The sequence below is a fragment of the Xanthomonas cassavae CFBP 4642 genome (assembly GCF_000454545.1).
In the GTDB taxonomy this organism is placed as follows: Bacteria; Pseudomonadota; Gammaproteobacteria; order Xanthomonadales; family Xanthomonadaceae; genus Xanthomonas; species Xanthomonas cassavae.
The window spans coordinates 3,746,747-3,764,790 of record NZ_CM002139.1 but is presented as its reverse complement, the minus strand read 5'-3'; the positions used below and the strand labels follow the sequence as shown (position 1 = coordinate 3,764,790).

At 60.0% G+C, this 18,044-nt stretch carries 16 protein-coding genes; 3 read left to right on the top strand and 13 right to left on the bottom strand.

The window, feature by feature from the left end; genetic code table 11:
• Positions 1-116: 116 nt before the first annotated feature.
• Complete coding sequence (locus XCSCFBP4642_RS0116530) at positions 117-1,679, top strand: phospholipase D family protein (protein ID WP_029220764.1); 1,563 nt, start codon at positions 117-119, stop codon at positions 1,677-1,679.
• A 48-nt stretch (positions 1,680-1,727) separates the two neighbouring features.
• Here the strand turns inward: XCSCFBP4642_RS0116530 and XCSCFBP4642_RS0116525 are convergent, their stop codons facing one another.
• The 12 genes from XCSCFBP4642_RS0116525 to XCSCFBP4642_RS30835 form a co-directional block, all read right to left on the bottom strand.
• Entirely contained in the window at positions 1,728-2,051 is a 324-nt protein-coding gene (locus XCSCFBP4642_RS0116525) for a hypothetical protein (protein ID WP_029220763.1), read from the bottom strand.
• 436 nt (positions 2,052-2,487) lie between these two features.
• Positions 2,488-3,621, bottom strand: a complete 1,134-nt coding sequence (locus XCSCFBP4642_RS0116520; RefSeq protein WP_029220762.1) for a protein-glutamate methylesterase/protein-glutamine glutaminase — start codon at positions 3,619-3,621, stop codon at positions 2,488-2,490.
• Positions 3,618-4,424, bottom strand: coding sequence for a CheR family methyltransferase (locus XCSCFBP4642_RS0116515; RefSeq protein WP_029220761.1), 807 nt, complete (start codon positions 4,422-4,424; stop codon positions 3,618-3,620). The genes XCSCFBP4642_RS0116520 and XCSCFBP4642_RS0116515 overlap by 4 nt, the downstream gene beginning before the upstream one ends.
• 3 nt (positions 4,425-4,427) lie before the next feature.
• Positions 4,428-5,711 (bottom strand): EAL domain-containing response regulator, encoded by a 1,284-nt coding sequence (locus XCSCFBP4642_RS0116510; protein ID WP_029220760.1) that lies wholly within the window; start codon positions 5,709-5,711, stop codon positions 4,428-4,430.
• A gap of 25 nt (positions 5,712-5,736) precedes the next feature.
• A complete protein-coding gene (locus XCSCFBP4642_RS0116505; protein ID WP_029220759.1) occupies positions 5,737-6,252 on the bottom strand; it encodes a chemotaxis protein CheW in 516 nt (171 codons plus the stop codon).
• Between the two features lie 11 nt (positions 6,253-6,263).
• Positions 6,264-8,417, bottom strand: coding sequence for a methyl-accepting chemotaxis protein (locus XCSCFBP4642_RS0116500; RefSeq protein WP_029220758.1), 2,154 nt, complete (start codon positions 8,415-8,417; stop codon positions 6,264-6,266).
• 91 nt (positions 8,418-8,508) lie between these two features.
• A complete protein-coding gene (locus tag XCSCFBP4642_RS0116495; RefSeq protein ID WP_029220757.1) occupies positions 8,509-10,512 on the bottom strand; it encodes a chemotaxis protein CheA in 2,004 nt (667 codons plus the stop codon).
• A gap of 18 nt (positions 10,513-10,530) precedes the next feature.
• Positions 10,531-10,860: an STAS domain-containing protein gene (locus tag XCSCFBP4642_RS0116490; RefSeq protein WP_029220756.1), complete on the bottom strand. Its 330-nt coding sequence runs from the start codon at positions 10,858-10,860 to the stop codon at positions 10,531-10,533.
• Positions 10,861-11,213: 353 nt separating this feature from the next.
• On the bottom strand, positions 11,214-12,737 hold the full coding sequence (locus tag XCSCFBP4642_RS25095; RefSeq protein ID WP_200859705.1) for a metallophosphoesterase: 1,524 nt from the start codon (positions 12,735-12,737) through the stop codon (positions 11,214-11,216).
• 468 nt (positions 12,738-13,205) lie between these two features.
• Positions 13,206-13,397: a FimD/PapC N-terminal domain-containing protein gene (locus XCSCFBP4642_RS30840; protein WP_425480200.1), complete on the bottom strand. Its 192-nt coding sequence runs from the start codon at positions 13,395-13,397 to the stop codon at positions 13,206-13,208.
• 141 nt (positions 13,398-13,538) lie between these two features.
• Entirely contained in the window at positions 13,539-13,880 is a 342-nt protein-coding gene (locus tag XCSCFBP4642_RS27380) for a fimbrial biogenesis chaperone (RefSeq protein ID WP_235048234.1), read from the bottom strand.
• Positions 13,858-14,013 (bottom strand): fimbria/pilus periplasmic chaperone, encoded by a 156-nt coding sequence (locus XCSCFBP4642_RS30835; RefSeq protein WP_425480199.1) that lies wholly within the window; start codon positions 14,011-14,013, stop codon positions 13,858-13,860. Before XCSCFBP4642_RS30835 ends, XCSCFBP4642_RS27380 begins: the two co-directional genes overlap by 23 nt.
• Before the next feature lie 284 nt (positions 14,014-14,297).
• Here XCSCFBP4642_RS30835 and XCSCFBP4642_RS27370 point away from each other — a divergent pair, with 284 nt between their 5' ends.
• The gene (locus XCSCFBP4642_RS27370; protein WP_152527291.1) at positions 14,298-16,931 is read left to right on the top strand and encodes a sensor histidine kinase; all 2,634 of its coding nucleotides are present in this window, start codon (positions 14,298-14,300) and stop codon (positions 16,929-16,931) included.
• A 48-nt stretch (positions 16,932-16,979) separates the two neighbouring features.
• Positions 16,980-17,768, top strand: coding sequence for an Hpt domain-containing response regulator (locus XCSCFBP4642_RS0116475; protein ID WP_160170384.1), 789 nt, complete (start codon positions 16,980-16,982; stop codon positions 17,766-17,768).
• Here XCSCFBP4642_RS0116475 and XCSCFBP4642_RS28755 read toward each other — a convergent pair.
• Positions 17,763-17,918 (bottom strand): helix-turn-helix domain-containing protein, encoded by a 156-nt coding sequence (locus tag XCSCFBP4642_RS28755; RefSeq protein WP_327192032.1) that lies wholly within the window; start codon positions 17,916-17,918, stop codon positions 17,763-17,765. The two genes, XCSCFBP4642_RS0116475 and XCSCFBP4642_RS28755, sit on opposite strands and share 6 nt — an antisense overlap.
• Between the last annotated feature and the right edge of the window lie 126 nt (positions 17,919-18,044).

Genomic DNA, 18,044 nt, shown 5'->3' with positions numbered 1-18,044 from the left:
GCAACATCCAATGCCAGATGTGCCCGGACGCCGCCCCGGCGCGGGCAGCTGCGCGTGCACATGGAGTTGCGCGATCGACCTCTACACTGCTGCGCTGGCAAGCCCTGGGGTCGGCAGTGACCAAGCGGAACGTCTTCAAATGGATCGGCATCGGCATGCTGGTGCTCGTGCTGGGCAGCGTGCTGTCGCTCTATGGTTACGGCCGTTTTGCCGATCGTCAGCGCGGGCAGGTCAGCCACGCGTTGCCCGCCACGGCAGTGGTCACCGCCATCGACAAGGTGGTGGCGCCGCTGCAGCACGCGCATGCCGCACAGACCGGGGTGGTGATCATTCCGGACAACACCGATGCCTTCGCGGTGCGCGCGCTTACCGCGCGTGCGGCGGGGCGTAGCCTGGACCTGCAGTACTACATCTGGCATGCCGATTTCACCGGCAACCTGCTGCATAACGAACTGCTGCGCGCCGCCGATCGCGGCGTGCGCGTGCGGTTGCTGCTGGACGACATGAATATCCACGGCAGCGATTCGGTCCTGGCCGCGCTCGACAGCCATCCGTTGATCGAGATCCGCCTGTTCAATCCCACCCGTGCGCGCGAAGGCACGCTGATGCGCGGGGTGGAAATGGTGCTGCGCATGGTGAGCATCAACCGGCGCATGCACAACAAGGCCTGGATTGCCGATGGACGCATGGCGGTGGTGGGTGGTCGCAACGTGGGCGATGAGTATTTCGATGCCGCGCGCGATACCAACTTCATGGACATGGATGCGGCGGTGGTGGGGCCGGCGGTAGGCCAGGCCGAGCAGGTGTTCGACGCCTACTGGAACAGCCCCAATGCGCTGCCGCTGTCCGCGTTGGTCACCGCCAAGCCGCAGGCGCTGGACGCGTTGCGCGGCAGCCTGGATGCCGGACTGGACTCCGCGCGGGCACAGCCCTATGTGCAGCGGCTGCAGCGTTCGCCCAGCGTGCAGGCCTTGATGCAGGGCGACCGCCCGGTGCATTGGCTGGCGCACGCACGCATCGTCTCCGACCCGCCGGAAAAGACCGATGGCGCGCCGCCGCAGGCGGACTGGATGGCACCGATCTTGATCGGCGAGATGGCCCATGCGCAGCGCGAGTTGAAGGTGATCTCGCCGTATTTCGTGCCGGGCGACGAGGGCATGCGCTGGATCGGAAACCTGCGCCAGCGCAAGGTGCGCGTCAACATCCTGACCAATTCGCTGGCCGCCAATGACGTGGTGGCCGTACACAGCGGCTACGCCGACTACCGCGTGCCGTTGCTGCAGCAGGGTGTGCGCCTGCATGAGCTCAAGCCGATGGGCAAGCCCGATGGCAGCCTGTTCGGTTCCAGCGGCGCCAGCCTGCATACCAAGGCGTTCGTGGTGGACGATACGCGCGGCTTCATCGGCTCGTTCAACCTGGACCCGCGCTCGATGAACCTCAACACCGAGATGGGGTTGCTGTTCGAGGACCGCACCGTGACCGAGGAGCTGGAACGTCTGTACAACCACAAGGTCAGCGCGCCGGTGAGTTATCGGGTGACCCTGGAACAGGGCGAGCTGCGGTGGCACGACGATGCGGCACAACCGCCGCAGATGTGGACACGCGAGCCAGCAGCCAGCCTGTGGCGCCGCAGCGCTGCCACGGTACTGGGATGGCTGCCGCTGGATTCGCAGCTATGAGGCCTGCCGACGCATGCGAGCGGAGTGCGTCGGTGGCGCCGGCCACTGTCAGTGCAGGCGGGCGCGCGGTGAGCTGTCGGGCGATTCCGGCGCGGTGGTTTCACCGCCTTGCTGATTCCCCATCGCGAGCAAGGCAGCGCGTGCCTGCACCCACTCGGGGCGGAGGCTTGGCTGTGATTGCGGATCCTGCATGGCCAGCGCCTGCTGCAGGTGCTGCGGCCGGAAACGTTCTTCTTCGGTAGCGCAGGCCGGCGGCACTGTCGCGACAGCGCAGTGGAGATAGGCGCCTGCGTCGATGACGGGGTCGACGAACACCGAGTCGACGCTGACCGGATCGATGAACAGGCTGTCGGTGAGAGCGCGTGTCGCCATGCTGCACCTCCTGTCCCGGGACGACGCTCAGCGCCGCATCGGGTGACCCGCGCAATGCTGGGTCTTCAAGACCGATAGCGGCAGCGGCGATGGATCTTTAGGGTCAGGCGACCAAGGGTGCGGGCGCCTCAGGGTCATGCATGCCCGGGGAGATCGCCGTGCAGCGGATGCCTGCAGACGTGGTAGGCGTCACGGCGGGTGGCGTCACGTCAGCAGTACTGGCGATGACGTCTGGAACGGCGCCGTACCAGCGTGCTGCCAATGCAGTCGTGTCCAAGAGTCAATCGCGATACGCAATGCCGCCTGGAGCCGCGGGCACCCGAGGCGACTGCAGCGCAGGCTGTCTGCAGTCGGGCGTCGTGCTTGGCGACCGGATACCGGATACCGGGCTGCCGGCAACGCCGGCAGTCGGGTCATGACGAATGACGCGCGCTGCCTACTGCAACTGCGTGACGATCTCGCGCGCCATCGCGCCCAGCGGCAGGATGCGGTCGGCACCGCCGCGCTTGATCGCTTCCTTGGGCATGCCGAACACGATGCTGGTGTGTTCGTCCTGCGCCACCGTCCGTGCGCCGGCCTGGCGCATTTCCAGCAGGCCGGCGGCACCGTCGTCGCCCATGCCGGTCATGATGATGCCCAGCGCGTTGCTGCCGGCCGCGCGCGCGGCCGAGCGGAACAGCACGTCCACCGACGGACGGTGCCGGTTGACCGGCGGGCCTTCCATCACTTCCACGAAGTACTGCGCGCCGCTGCGCCGCAGCAGCAAGTGCTTGCCTCCGGGCGCGATCAGCGCACGGCCGGGCATGACGCGGTCGTTGTTGGCGGCCTCCTTGACAGCGATCTGGCACAGGCCATTGAGGCGCGCTGCGAAGGCGGCGGTGAATTTCTCCGGCATGTGCTGCACGATGACGATGCCCGGGCACACGCGCGGCAGCGCGGTGAGCACTTCTTCCAGCGCCTGCGTGCCGCCGGTGGAGGTGCCGATGGCCACGATGCGCTCGGTGGTCTGCGCCAGCGCACGGCCGCTTTGCGCGGGGAGGATCACATCGGCGGTGTGCTTGACCTCGGCTTCCAGCGGCGCGGCGCTGACGCGTGCGGCCAGCCGCTTGACGTTGGCGCGCGCGGCGCTGCGCACGGTGGCCACCAGCTCATCGGCCGAATCGGTGAGGAATTGCTTGAGCCCCAGCCGTGGCTTGGTCACCACCGCCACCGCACCGGCGGCCAGCGCATCCATGGTCACACGCGCGCCTTTTTCGGTAAGCGTGGAGCAGATCACCACCGGGGTGGGGCGCTCGCTCATGATCTTGCGCAGGAAGGTAATGCCATCCATGCGCGGCATTTCCACATCCAGCACGATCACGTCCGGCCACTGCTGGCGCATCTTCTCGATCGCCAGCAACGGGTCGGCGGCGGTGGCAATCACCTCGATGCCCTGCGCATCGTTGAGCACGCCCACCAGGACCTGGCGGACGACCGCCGAGTCGTCGACCACCATCGCCTTGATGGTGTGGGGGACGGGATTGGCGGCGTGGCGGTTGAACGCTGTCGGCACGGCGGATCCTTGGGTCATGCCTTGCGGAAGATCGAGGGTGCCACCTGGACCAGATCGATGTCGAGTTCGCTCAGGCTTTCAGAGTGGCCGATGCAGAAGTATCCGCCCGACTTCAGGTTGGCGAGCACGCGCAGGATCACTTCGCGCTTGGTCTGACCGTTGAAATAGATCATGACATTGCGCAGGAAGATCGCATCGAAGCTGCCCAGTGACGGCAGCGCGGTGTTGAGGTTGGCATGCACGAACTGCACGCGCTCGCGCAGGCGCCGCTCCACCAGCAAGGTGCCGGCGTACTCGCCCTGGCCGCGCAGGCAATAGCGCTTGAGATAGGGGTGCGGAATGCCGTCGATGCGCTGCAGCGCGTAGTGCCCGGTGCGTGCCTTGGCCAGCACGCGGGTGCTGATGTCGGTACCTACCACGTCGAACGGGCGCCCCTGCAGGCTGTCGTCCAGCACCATCGCCATGCTGTAGGCCTCTTCGCCGCTGGAGCTTGCAGCGCTCCAGCACCGGAACGGCAACCCGCCGCGGTGCTCGCCGGCCAGTTTGCGCAGCAGCTCGAAATGCTTGGGCTCGCGGAAGAAATAGGTTTCGTTGGTGGTCAGCAGATCGATCGCGGTCTGGATCTCGGCGCGGTCCTGGCGGCCTTCCAGCAGCTGCAGGTACTGCGTGTAGCTGTCGAACTGATGTTCGCGCAGACGCTTGCCCAGGCGGCCGCACAGCATGGCCTTCTTGCCGGAAGAGATGCTGATGCCGGCCGCTTCGAAGATGAAGCGCTGGAAGCGGCCGAACTCCTGTTCGGTGATGGCAGTGGCGGTACTCATGGTTCAGGCCACGTCCGCATCGGCGGAGAAGGAGCCTTCGCTCAGGCGCGCGATGCGCACGGCATGTTCGCGCCACCAGTCCGAGAGCATCGGCCCGGGCATCGGCGAACCCATCAGATAGCCCTGCGCCAGATCGCAGCCCAGCTCGCGCAGCAGGCGCCAGTCGTCCGGGGTTTCCACGCCTTCGGCCACCGCGGACAGCTCCAGCCGATGCGCCAGCTCCAGCGTGGATTCGAGCACGGTGCGCTGGCTGCGGCTGCGATGGGCGGCCTGCACGAAGCTGCGGTCCAGCTTGAGTTCAGTGAATGGAATGCTGGCCAGGCGCTGCAGCGACGAGAAACCGGTGCCGTAGTCGTCGATGGACAGCCCAAACCCATGCAGGCGCAGGCGCGCCAGCATGCTCAGCGCATTGGCCGGCTCCACGATGGCGCTCTCGGTGAGTTCCAGCACCAGGTCGGCCGGGCTCAGGCTGTTGTCGCTCAACTTGGCGCACAGTTGCTCGAGAAAATCTTCTTCACCCAGCAAGCGGGGCGACAGGTTCAATGCCAGGCTCAGCTCGAAGCCTTCGGCGCGCCAGTTGACCAATTGCGCGATGGCCTTGTCGATCACCTGCTGGGTCAGGGCGTGGATCAGCCCTTCGCGTTCGGCCAGCGGGATGAAGCGGTCAGGCCCGATCATGTCGCCCTGCGGGCGGCGCCAGCGCGCCAACGCTTCCACGCCGCGCAACCGGCTGTCCTTCAGGTCGAGCTTGGGCTGATACGCCACGCGGATCTCGCCGCGGCGCATGGCGCGGTCCAGGCGCGAGGCGGCGGCGCCGCCGCTGGACATCAGCGGCGAGATCGCCGCCGACCGCGCGGCAGGCGCGGCGCTGTTGGGGGCCGGTTCGCATTCCAGCACGGCGGCCAGGTCCGGCAGGTTCATCGGCTTTTCGATGCCGCCCAGCACGCGCACCCCGGCGCTGCGGCTGAGTTGCATCACCGCATCGATCAGCGCACCGCCGCGTTGCGAGACCACCACCACCGGCACGGTGTATTGGCCGCGCGCGAGCGCATCGAGCAGCTGCACGCCGTCCATGCCGGGCATTTCCAGGTCGAGCAGCAGCAGCGACGGCGCACTGGCGCGGCTCAACCAGTCCAGTGCGGCGTGACCGTCGGCGGCGCCATCGACCGCGTTGGCGCCGAGCTGGCGACACAACGCCATGGCGTGTTCGCGCTGGACCACGCTGTCGTCGACGACCAGCACCGGGCCGGCCAGCGTACAGTTGCAGGAGAGAAGAACAGGGCGCATGGGAATCCTGGCGAGCATCCGAGGGTCAGGCCGCTAGCGCGGCGGCGGGGAGCTGGTCCAGCGCGTCCTGGCCCAGTACGGCATCGGCATCGAGCAGGATCACGAAGCGCTCGCCAACCTTGCCCATGGCATGAATGAAGTCGCGCGCAACGCCGGCGCCGAAGCTGGGTGTTTGGACGATGTCTTCGGCTGCGATCTCCAGGACCTCGCTGACCGCATCCACCAGCAGGCCAAGCACCTGCTGCCCGTCGCCATGGACGATTTCCACGATCACGATGCAGCTGCGCTTGGTGATCGCGCTGGCACTGCGGCCGACGCGCTGCTGCAGGTCCACCACCGGCACCACCGTCCCGCGCAGGTTGATCACCCCGCGCAGGGCCGGTGGCATCATCGGTACATCGGTGGGCACGCGGTATTCGATGATTTCCTTGATGCCGAGAATGCCCAGGCCGAACATTTCCTTGCCCAACGAAAAGGTCAGGTATTGCTGCGGCGCCGTGGACGATGGCGTGCCGGTGACTGTGCTGCTATGCGGTTGCATCGTCGGCTCCTTCAGAAACTGGCGAACTGCGATTCGTCGATGGCATCGGCGGTCGCGGCCGCCGCGCCGATCTGGCGCACGTTGGTGCGCCGCGCCGGTGCGTGGAGGGTCGTGGCCTGGCTGGCCTGCACCACCCGGCGCGGGCCCGGCCGGCTGGTCTGGCTTGCGCCGCGCCCGCCATTGCGCAGCCGGAAGAAGCCCATCAAGTGCTGCAGCTGTTCGGCCTGCGCGCTCATCTCTTCCGAGGTGGCGGCCAGTTCTTCGGCATTGGCCGCGGCCGACTGCGTGGTCTGGTTCAACTGGCCCACGGCAGTGTTGATCTGGCTGACGCCGGCAGTCTGTTCTTCGGAGGCGGCGGCGATCTCCTGCACCAGGTCGGAGGTACGGCGGATCGAGGGCACCATCTCGCCCAGCACGCGGCCGGCGCTTTCGGCCAGCTCCACGCTGGAGCCGGCCACCTCGCCGATTTCCTGCGCGGCGATCTGGCTGCGTTCGGCCAGTTTGCGCACTTCCGCAGCCACCACTGCAAAGCCCTTGCCATGCTCGCCGGCGCGCGCGGCCTCGATGGCGGCGTTGAGCGCCAGCAGGTTGGTCTGGTAGGCGATGTCGTCGATGATGCCGATCTTCTTGGCGATGTCCTTCATCGCCACCACGGTGGCGCGCACGGTGTCGCCGCCGTCGGCCGCTTCGCTGGCGGCCTTGGCGGCCATGCTGTCGGTGACGCGCGCGTTCTCGGTGTTCTGTGCGATGGAGGCGGTCATCTGCTCCAGCGAGGCGCTGGTCTCTTCCACGCCGGCCGCCTGTTCGCTGGCCGCCTGGGCCAGCGCCTGCGCGGTGGCGCTGACTTCTTCGGAGGCGCTGGCCAGGTTCTCGGCATTGCGGTTGACCTCGTCGACGATCTCGGTGAGGCGGTTCATGGTGGTGTTGACGTAGCGCTGCATGTCGGCGAAGGCGCCTTCGTAGCGGCCTTCCACGGTATGGGTGAGGTCGCCTTCGGCCATGGCGCCCATCACCTGGATCACCTCGGAGATGCTGCGCAGATTGCCGCGCGCGCGCTCCACGGTCTCGTTGATGAAGGCCTTCTTGCCAGGCAGCTGCGCCAGCGGTGCATCGAAGTTGCCGCGGCCGAATTCGGCCATCACGCCCATCGCCAGTTTCTTCACCGCGATATGCGCACCCACCATCTGGTTGATACCCAGCGCCATGCTGCGGAAGTCGCCATCGAAGCGGCCGCTGTCGATCACCACGTCGATATCGCCGGCTTCGTGCTCGGCCGACATGTGGTTGATCTCGCCGATCAAGCCGGTGAGGTTGCCGCGCACCTGGTCGATGATCTCGTTGATGAAGCGCTTCTTGCCCGGCAGCAGCGGCAGCTGCGCGGTGAAGTTGCCGCGGCCGAACTCGCCCACGCAGGCGATGGCCTGCTTCTTGACCGCGATGTGGCCGGCCACCATCGCATTGATGCCTTCGGCCATGCGGCGGAAATCGCCGGTGAAGCGCTGGGGGTCGATGACCACGTCGATATCGCCGGCATCGTGCTCGGCCGACATGCGGTTGACCTCGGCAACCATGCCGGTGAGGTTGCCGCGGATCTGGTCCACCACCTCGTTGATGAAGGCCTTCTGGCCCGGCAGACGGTCCAGCTCGGCGCCGAAGTTGCCGCGGCCGAACTCGGCCACGCAGGCCATGGCCTGCTTGTTCACCGCGATATGGCTGGCAACCATGTGGTTGATGCCATCGCCCAGGGTGCGGAAGTCGCCATCGAAACGCGCCACGTCGATGCGCGCATCGATCTGCCCGGCATCGTGCTCGCGTGAGACGCGGTTGATCTCTTCGTTGACGTGGCGGATGCCGCTCTGCACCTTGTGCAGGCCGCGCAGCACGTCGCCGGCCTGCTCGTCGCGCAGTTGCGGCAGGGCCACATCGAAGTTGCCGCGCGAGAACGCATCCAGCGAGCTGGTGGCCAGTTCCAGCGAGCCGTTGGCGAGCCGGATGGCCCAGGCCAGCAGCACGCCGCTGAGCACTGCCGCCGCCACGCTGGCAGCCAGCAGGGCGGCGTGCGAGAGCGTCAGCGCGAAGCCGGCGACGATCACGAGGACGGGCAGGGCAACGGCAAGCGCGGCGGTAAACCACAACTGCGTAGCGATCGGAAGACGGTGTGACATGGCGGTAGCTTCCTGGGGTCAGGGAACAACGAAACGGACGATGCGGTTGGCGAACGATGACGCCGGCGTTTTTGCAGTGGTAGCGCGGGGCTCAGGCGGCCAGCGCGTCCTGCTGCGGATGCAACTGCTGGACCAGGCTGGGCACATCCAGGATCAGCGCGACATCGCCGCTGCCCAGGATGCTCGAGCCACTGATGCCCTTGACCTGGGCGAACACCTTGGACAACGGCTTGATCACGGTCTGCCATTCGCCCAGCAAGGTATCCACGACCAGGCCGAAACGCTGCGCACCCTGGCGGATCACCACGATGCTTTCGCGCGCCGGCGTCTTGCCGCCGAGCGCGAACAACTCGCGCAGGCGCACATACGGCAGTACCCGGCCGCGCAGATCGATGTAGTCGCTGGCGTAGTCGGGCGTGAACTCCACGCACTCTTCCACCATATCTAGCGGTACCACGAACACCGACTTGCCGACGCCGACCTGGAAGCCATTGATGATCGCCAGCGTCAGCGGCAGGCGCACCGAAATGGTGGTGCCCAGCCCGGCGGTGCTGTCGATCTCGACCGTGCCGCGCAGCGCGGTGATGTTGCGCTTGACCACGTCCATGCCGACGCCGCGGCCGGACAGGTTGGTGACCTTTTCGGCAGTGGAAAAGCCCGGCTCGAAGATCATGGCGAACACCTCGCGGTCGCTGAGCTGGCGGCCGGGTTCGACCAGGCCGCGTTCCAGCGCCTTGGCCAGGATCTTGTCGCGATTCAGGCCGCCACCATCGTCGGTGATCTGGATGACGATGCTGCCGGAGTCGTGATAGGCGTTCAGCCCCACGGTGCCGCGCGCGGGCTTGCCGCGCGCCACGCGCACCTCGGCCGGTTCGATGCCGTGGTCCATCGCGTTGCGCACCAGATGGGTGAGCGGGTCGCCGATCTTTTCCACCACCGATTTGTCCAGCTCGGTGTCTTCGCCGGCGACCACCAGGGCGATGTCCTTGCCCAGTTCGCGTGCCACATCGTGCACCACGCGCTGGAAGCGGCTGAAGGTGCCACCGATCTTGACCATGCGCAGCTGCAGCGCGCTTTCGCGCACCTCTTCCACCAGCCCGGCCAGGATCGATGCCGATTCCAGCAACTGCGCATCGCCGCTGCGCTGCGCGTTGGCATTGGTGCTGGCCACGGCAATGATGAGTTCGCCCACCAAGTCGATCATGCGATCGAGCTTGTCGGCATCCACGCGGATCGAGCGCGCGTCGGCGCCGCCGCGTGCGCCGGCATCGGTTGCTGCGCGCGGCGGCGTGGCGGCCGGTACCGCGGCGAGTGCGCTGGCCGGTGCAGGCGCCCCCGGCGCGCTGACCAACACGGCCGCCGCGTCAGTCGGGGCCGGCACGGCGGTGATCGCCAGCGCGCAATCGTCGCGCACGAACTCGAACACGTCGTCGATGGCGGCGCGATCGGCATCGCTGCGCAGCAGGATCTGGAAGCCGAGATAGCTGGCCTCCGGATCGAGCTCTTCGAAGGCGGGCAGCTGGCTGTAGTCGGTGCTGATCGATTCCACCGAGCCCAGGCTGCGCAGGTTGCGGATCAGCTTGAGCGGGGAATTGCCGAAGCGCAGCGCATCGGCGAACAGCGTCAGGTCGATGCGCCAGTATCCGCTCTGTTTTTCCGGTGTACCGTGTTGCGCGACGGTCGCGGTGACGCCACAGCCGCTGCCTTGCAGGTATGTCTGCAATTGCGCCAGCAGCGGTTCGGCTTCGGCGGCCAGCGCCGCCGCATCGGCATGGCCGGGGTCGGCCGCAGTTTCCACCAGGGCATGGATATGGTCGCAGCACACCAGCAGCAGCGCGATCAGTTCCGAACTCAACGTGAGCGCCTCATCGCGCACCAGGTCCAGCACGCTCTCCACCACGTGGGTAAAGCCCACCAACTGCGGCAGATCGAACAGGCCGCCCGAGCCCTTGATGGTATGCGCGCCGCGGAAGATCGCGTTGACCGCATCCGGCGAGGATTCGCCACGCTCGGCTTCGAGCAGATGGCGTTCCATGTCCTCGAGCAGATCCCGGCTTTCGGCCAGGAAGGTCTGCATCAGCTGGTTCATGTCCATGCGCGCGTCACCGGTCCGTTAGTGAATGCATGCGTCGAGGCTTGCAACCGCATGCGGATACAAGGCTTCGAGCAGGCCAAGCAGTTCGATCACATCGACCACGGCGCGGCTGGAATCGGTGAGCGAAAACGGCCGGCCATCGGCCTGGATCGCCTGTTTGGTGGCCAGCAGCAACTGCAGCCCGGTGGTGTCGATCTCGCTGACCGCGCCCAGGTCCAGATGCAACCCGCCCGGGTGCGCCAGTGCCGGCTGCAGCAACGGCTTGAGTTCGGCAGCGCGGCGAATGGTCATCTCGCCTTCCAGGGCAAGCGTCAACGGCGCGGGGAAATCGGACGATAGGGTGGTCATGGGTGCCTCAAGCGATGCGGTGCGCAGCGTGCGCGGTAACGCGGGGAAGGTCGCTGTGGCGTGGTCAGCGTGGGCGATGTGCGCACGCCGGACATGCCGGTCTATGCAGGTATCGGCGCCCGATCGAAATATTTAGGCAAAATTCAGCGCGATGACGGATTTGCGAAGCACGTCACCGCCTGAGCATTAACTGTTCAGCTTTCCGCAAGCGGGCTCAGGAAGCGAATGTCCCAGCCCGCTGCTAATGGATTTAATTGGCGATAAAGTTAGCTGGCGGATGACGAGTCCATCGGATGCGCGGAAGCGATGCGACGGAGCAGTTGTTGACGGTAAAGCGATGTGAACCGGGCCAACTATAGGTTACTGCATGTGGGCCACTGCGGCGCGGCACTTCCGACAATGCCCAAATCCTTCACTACAACAGGTCGTCCCGAAGCACCGTTATAGGCCTTAACATTGATGCTGCCCCCCTTTACATCGATCACATAGTAATCACCATTAAACAGCGCGCCCGAAGTGTATACAGGGATACTGCCAAAGACTGCATCGTCGTTGGCGCGGCAGTAATTCTGCTGATGGGTATGTCCGACAAAAATGGCCTTGACATTGTGCGATGTAATCATGGATTTGAATTTCGATAGCGCAGCCCGGTTATCTGACTTCAAGAAGGCTGAGTCGCCATCGTCACTTGCAGGCCGGGCATCATGGAAGTTGATAACCGTCGCCTTTCCCCGCAGGTCTGCCCTTTCCAGGTCAGTTGAGAGCCACTCCAGTGAGCTTCTTATCTCGGCATCTGCATGCCCCGGCGAAGACATATTCACCGCGTAAGTTGGGAAATTTTGAAGCTGAATATAATGGATATTACCTACATCCCACGAGTACGCAAGGCTGCCCTTATAGGTCTGCTCGACCATTTCCCCTACGACAGCTGTGGTTTCAGATACATCGGCACTGAAAGCCGAGCCATGCATTTCAGCTATGTTATTTTTAATGTTTTGGATGGCATCGTATTCCCTTTCCACTGCGCTCAAAGCACAACCGTTTTCACTGACACCATACCCCAGAGCCATGCAACTTCCAACATTATTAGCATAGTCATGATTTCCCAGTCCCTCAGTAATAAATATGCTTGATGAATGGTATATCGTTGAATAATCATCATACTGCTTCTTCCTCCCATACTCAGTCAGGTCGCCGTTGACAATGGCGAATTCAACATTGGGAAGTGATAAAATGGAATTAAAGGTTTTATGATTTATATCCCGCCACGACGAGCCATTTTGACTATCTGAGTTGGGATCCCCCGGTCCACCTAATCTCCACGGCTGAGGATCAGACATGATGACGGCGGAATAATTCAAGAGTCGCGGTACCGCGTTTCTTTTCACGGAAAAGGTGACAGAAGCGTTATTCCCGCTACCGCCGTTCCTCGTGATGGAATACAGGCCGTCATTGCTCTCTGAGGTATGATAACCATTACTTCCTTTGTATGGATTAACCCAGCTGAACGTTAGAATAGTGCCATCATTCTTTACCTTGTATTTAACCCACCCCCCGGCTCCGTGAAGCCAAGCATTCGAGGTGGTACCCATTTTCCCTGTGCCATATGGAAACAAAATAGTCATAGGTGGGGTGCTCTTCCATATGCCGCTGTCCCAGCCGCTATTAATTCCTTTATCGACAAAAATCAAGTCGCTCATCGGAGCCACGATATTGTTGACGATGTTCACATCGGTGGACCGGTCATCAAAAGCATTCAATCCCCCCGCGCTCTTCGCTTGCAAGGAATCAATATTCCGATTCACGGACAAGGATTGCGCATAACAGGATGCAGAGAGCAACAAAAATGGGACAGCAAGATACTTGTAGTCAATCATATATTTATTTCCATTAATAATTATACATCAATTGGGACTAGCGGCGAATAGGAAGCGCCAGACCATGAAGAAGCGCGAATTGAAGCAGGTCGCACGGTGGGAGCACACCCAAAGTGGAATAAGTTGATGCCTTCGTGGGTGACGGTACGCCTGTAATCCGGGTAAATCTCCGGGAACGCGCCGGAAACGGCGCAAAGATCACAACGATGGAGCACAGTCCACATCCGCCGTTATGGCGACCTTTTGGGATTTTGCGCTGAGCGATTCAATAGCTTACTCAACGGCGATTCGCGCTTTGCCGTTCAAGGTGCTCTCTTACTGCGTTACCCATGCTCCTGCATGAGGAATTTCATAAGCGTCATTCACGCCCGCCTAAATGCAAAAAGTCAACGGATGCGGCGTAGGGTCATCGGAAAGGCAGCCGGCACTATCGTGGTTCATGTAAATGTCTCCGTTAGTCTTTAAACCCTATGCGATACCTGCGCGTGCTGAATCTGGCTTGCATGAGGTATTTAACGTTGCGGCACTATTGTGTTCGGGCGTATCCACTGGCAGAGCGATGAGGCGTACTCCCCGGGTATCGATATGCCTCTGATTCAGCCATACATCGACCTGATAAGTACCTGGAGCCTGCAGACCAGCGTGCTGGAAACGTGACATGTCTGCCACCGCTTTGGGATCGTTTGAGATGAATGACGGGTTAAACCATAATTCATCGTCTGCGGAGCAAGTAAACGAAATTGTTGCCATAAATAGAAAAAAATGCTCCTGATTGGTCGCGAGAACGCTTTCATAATACTGCTAGCGGGTTATGGTCTTAATGATCTGGGGAGTGGTGCCGCCAAAATCATTAATGGTGCGATAACTAATCGATGAGATTCCTGCATTGCTGATCGTCTCGGTAACCTGATCAAACGGTGAAACCGTTACGTTCGTTAGCGTGTTGGAGCCCGCCTGCAGACCGCAGAGAGTTAGATAATAAGGTGTTGGATTCTTGATGATTAGTTGACTATTGTGCTGGCTGAATGTCAACTGATCCGGCGCTTGGTCAATTGGGGGTTTCAAGCAGCGCGAATGAAGGAATAGTTTCAGGCGAGTCACGGTAGCGATCAGTAGCATGTTATGTGACTGCAGACTTTTCATCCACTGAGGGAATAGCTTTTGCATTGAGATAGTAAATTTTCTCGCGATCAGCAGCAGGCTGTGGCCCGACGTACATCAAATGCACGGTATTCTCGTTGCTAGGTCCAGCACTATATAGTGGCGGGGTTACTATGAAGTTATGACTTTTTTCTATCCGTATCCTCTATCTACCATAGCACGAGAAAAGTAGCATCGGAAGATGTGTTGCTGACTGAGACACTTTGCAGCTTAGCCTCGGCGGGATAAACGATTCGTGTGCCGCCTACGCTGATGCCGCCGGCAATTGCTCCAAGAAAGAGTCGGTTGTGGCCAATGAAGCGGCTATGGGCTACGCCCCATTTGGCTATGGGTGGTCGCCTAATGTGTGCAGGAGTAGGTGCATAGACCCTTGTCAAGGCCGCGGCATCCTGTGTAAATGTGACGGCTTGGTTAATGACTGGGAGAGGGCGTTTGCCGATAAAATTATTAAAGAGAACAAGGCGGCATTATCGCAGAGTTCTCTATCTGTCTATTTCCGCGTTGTCGATTGCTATTTTTATAATTGCCATTTCTTTTGAAGAAGCGGCAATCAGGAAATATCACGACCGTCGTTCCCTGCAATTTGCTAACGATAGAGAGCGCATACAGGAGCAAGTCGTGAAGTTTTCTGAGACGATCAAGCAGTCTGCAAATCTCTATATGAATACTTATGCCATCCGAGATGGCGACGTTGTTCCGGCCCAGAAATACGCTAAAGCACTTGCAGCCGGTAACGGCGTAACGGTTACAGATGTGGGTCTTACCAAGACTCCGTTCCTGCTCGCTACCGAACTCTATCAGCCCAAAGATCAGGCAATACTCGCGGAGAATCTTCGGATTTTGCGTGATTGGTCTACGATTTTATCAGTCAATGAAAATGTCGGCGTGAGTTTGTATGGATATTTTTATTCCAAAAATGGCGATTTTTTTGCCTCGTCACCACTGCCGCCTGAAGCTGTAATAAATAATATGCGGCGCGGGTCCGTACGTAATTATGTGAATGAACGTATTGCGCTCGCGGAAAAAGGGGTGGCCAGGTCGCCCGGCGGTTTGGCCAATAATCAGACGCCTATATGGATGCCGGCTGACTGTCGCTACAGTCGATGCTTTATGTCGAGATTGGTCGTTCCGATGTATAGATATGGGACGCGTTTTCTGACCATGTCGCTGGCTGTTCCAGATAGTCAGTTCAGTCAACTATTTGTCGAGCACACGCGTGTGCCCGGATTTTTCTTATTCAGCAAGAATGTTCGAACTTATATGCATGTCCGGCCGCTTTCGTCGCGAGATCAGTTCTTAATCGAGCGATTGAATGGTGCCAGGGCTTTCTTGAATAAGGCGGAAAATGCGCAGAAATTTGAATTTGTTAACGGGGTTTTTATTATAACTCAGCGTATATCCGGTCCGGAGTGGGTGGCGGTCAGTGTATATACTTGGGGGGATATTTTTCGTGGCCTTCGGTTGGATTTTATGCTTGGAGCCGCGGCCTGCATTATAATTCTAGCGTTTCTATGGCTCGTAGTTCTGTATCTTGAACTCTATGTTGCACGACCATTACTGGATAGTGCAGGGCATGTTCTTGAGTCGCAAAATTTTGGTAAGGCAATTGTGGATACACTGCCTATCGGAATTGGAGTTTATTCACATCAAACACAGGAAATCGTTCTGCATAATGACGTGGCCAAGAAGATGTTGGGGTTAACAAGTGACGAGCAAGACGTGAGATTTTATGAGGATTTTACTCGCCTTCGCGACATAGAATCTGGGACGATAAATTCCATTACTGAAGTTGAGTGGGATATGGGTAATGGCAATTCTAGCTATATAGGCGTCGTGTCCTGTCCGTCGCGGTTCAAGGGTCTGGATGTCATTATCTATGGAATGATAGACCTTAATGAAAGAAAGGAAAGTGAAAGAATTTTGATTCAAGCCAGAGAGGCTGCTGACCGGGCAAATCGCGCTAAGTCAATGTTTTTAGCGATTGCAAGTCATGAGATTCGTACGCCTCTACATGGGGCAATAGGGCATCTGGAGTTGCTTTGTGTTAGCGATCTGGACTATCAACAACGTGAATGGGTTGAAATGATTAAGTGCTCGTTCGACTCGCTGCTCGGTTTGGTCAACGATCTCCTCGATCAAGCCAAGCTGGAGGCGAACGCACTTCATATATACCCTACGAAAATGATACCAAATGATATAGTTGAAAGTTGTGCGCGTAACTTTTGTGCCGCTATATTGCAAAAGCGAGTTGGTTTTTACTGCGTCACTGAGCCTGATTTAGACATGATTGTTCAAGGAGATGCGCAGCGTTTAGCACAGATATTGCAGAATTTGCTTGGCAATGCAGCCAAGTTCACTGATAATGGAGAGATCACCCTGACTGCGCGCTGTTTGTCGCAGGACGATAATGTTGTTTGGGCACGCTTTGAGGTCGCTGACACCGGCATCGGCATATCGCATGCTGTGCAGTCGTCTATATTCAATCCGTTGACGCAGGCCGACGAAAGCATTACTCATCGTTACGGCGGCACGGGGCTGGGGCTGTTCTTGTGTCGCAAGCTAACGGAGCTGATGGATGGGCGTATCAGCGTACTCAGTGAGCCCGGTGCTGGAAGCCGTTTTAGCGTAGAGATTCCTTTTAAGAAAGATCCAAACCAAGTGGCGAGAGCCACACCGTTGCCTTTATCCAATCTCAATGTGGACTTGCGCTGCGCGATTCCCGAATGGAAGGATGCGCTTACGAGACGTCTGGAGCGATGGGGGGCGTCAGTGCTGTCTGAGATGGAAGCACCAAGCAACAACATACCGCATTTGCTTGTACTTGCCGAGGTGGATGCTTCTTCCGCGCCCGCTCCCTTACTTGGCACAGTGGTTGTGAGCGCGCGCGGTCCGTTTATGCCCAATCGTTTCGGACAACGCGTGGAAGTGACGTCACTTGGACGAAGAAGTTTGCTGGATGCGCTTCAGGAATTGTCGGGAGCCAGAATTCGTCTGGATATCAAAGAGCTCGTTGCGACGTCCCCCCAAGTTTGAGTAGCGCCTTAGTTTGGAGTCCAATTCCCTACCCCGAGGAGATTGGACGTGAAGAAGCGTTTTTCCGAAGAACAGATCATTGGCTTCCTTNACGCCGACGGCCTATGCCCAGCACCTGGCCAACAGCGATATCATCAACCCCGGACTCTAAACCCGACTGCTACTCAGGATGGGGGGACGTCGGTTGAGCAAGAAGTGCCGCCGGAATTCGATGGGCCAATCCTCGTTGCAGAGGACGACCTGGTAAACAGATCTTTGATTAAGAGTCAGTTGTCGGCATTGGGGTGCCGCGACGTACGTATTGCGATTGATGGGCACGAGGCGTTGGAGTTTTGGCATCAGCGTCAAGCTGAGTTGGTCATTACTGATTTGGGTATGCCGCAGATCGATGGTATTGGGCTGCTTCATATGTTGCGTGAAGCCAATCCGGCGCTGATGGTGGTTGCTACGACTGCATCTGCCGTGGCTGAAATACATGCGGGTGCCCATCGATTCTCGGACTACCTGCAAAAGCCTGTTCAGCTCAATGATTTACGCCGGATCCTTCGTGGGATGAAGGTTAAAGGTGATATCCATATGCAAATGCACGGCGCATTCCTTTCTATGTGGAGCGATGAACGGCGTCAGATTGAGAAGTCATTGTGCGATCGAGATATGGCTCTCCTACGCAAGCGCCTGCATCGCCTGCAAGGGGCCTTGATGGCGTTGGGCCTAGGCAGCTTGGCCGATCAAACTAAGCTCCTGCAAAATTCCATTGCGAGTGCGGGGATCGTTGAAGCCTGCAATCGCCTGATTGTGGAAGTGGAAAAGCAGTTAATAAGGGGGAGAGTTTCATGACTGGTTTAATTTTTGCATCAGGGCAGCAAGCTCAACGTCATTTCTGGCGCCGAGTTTTCGCATCGCTGCGATTTTTTGATTACTAATAGTTTTAGGGCTCCGATGAAGCCTTTCTGCTATTTCAGCAATCGTAAGGCCGTCGGCAGTCATGCAGGCAACTGATGATTCCTTAGGTGAACCTGATTAGCCCCATCGCTCAGCCGGCAGTTGCAGGATTTGCGACGAGTCGGTTGGACAATGGTCCCACGTGAATACAACGCAGGTGGGAGATGGGCA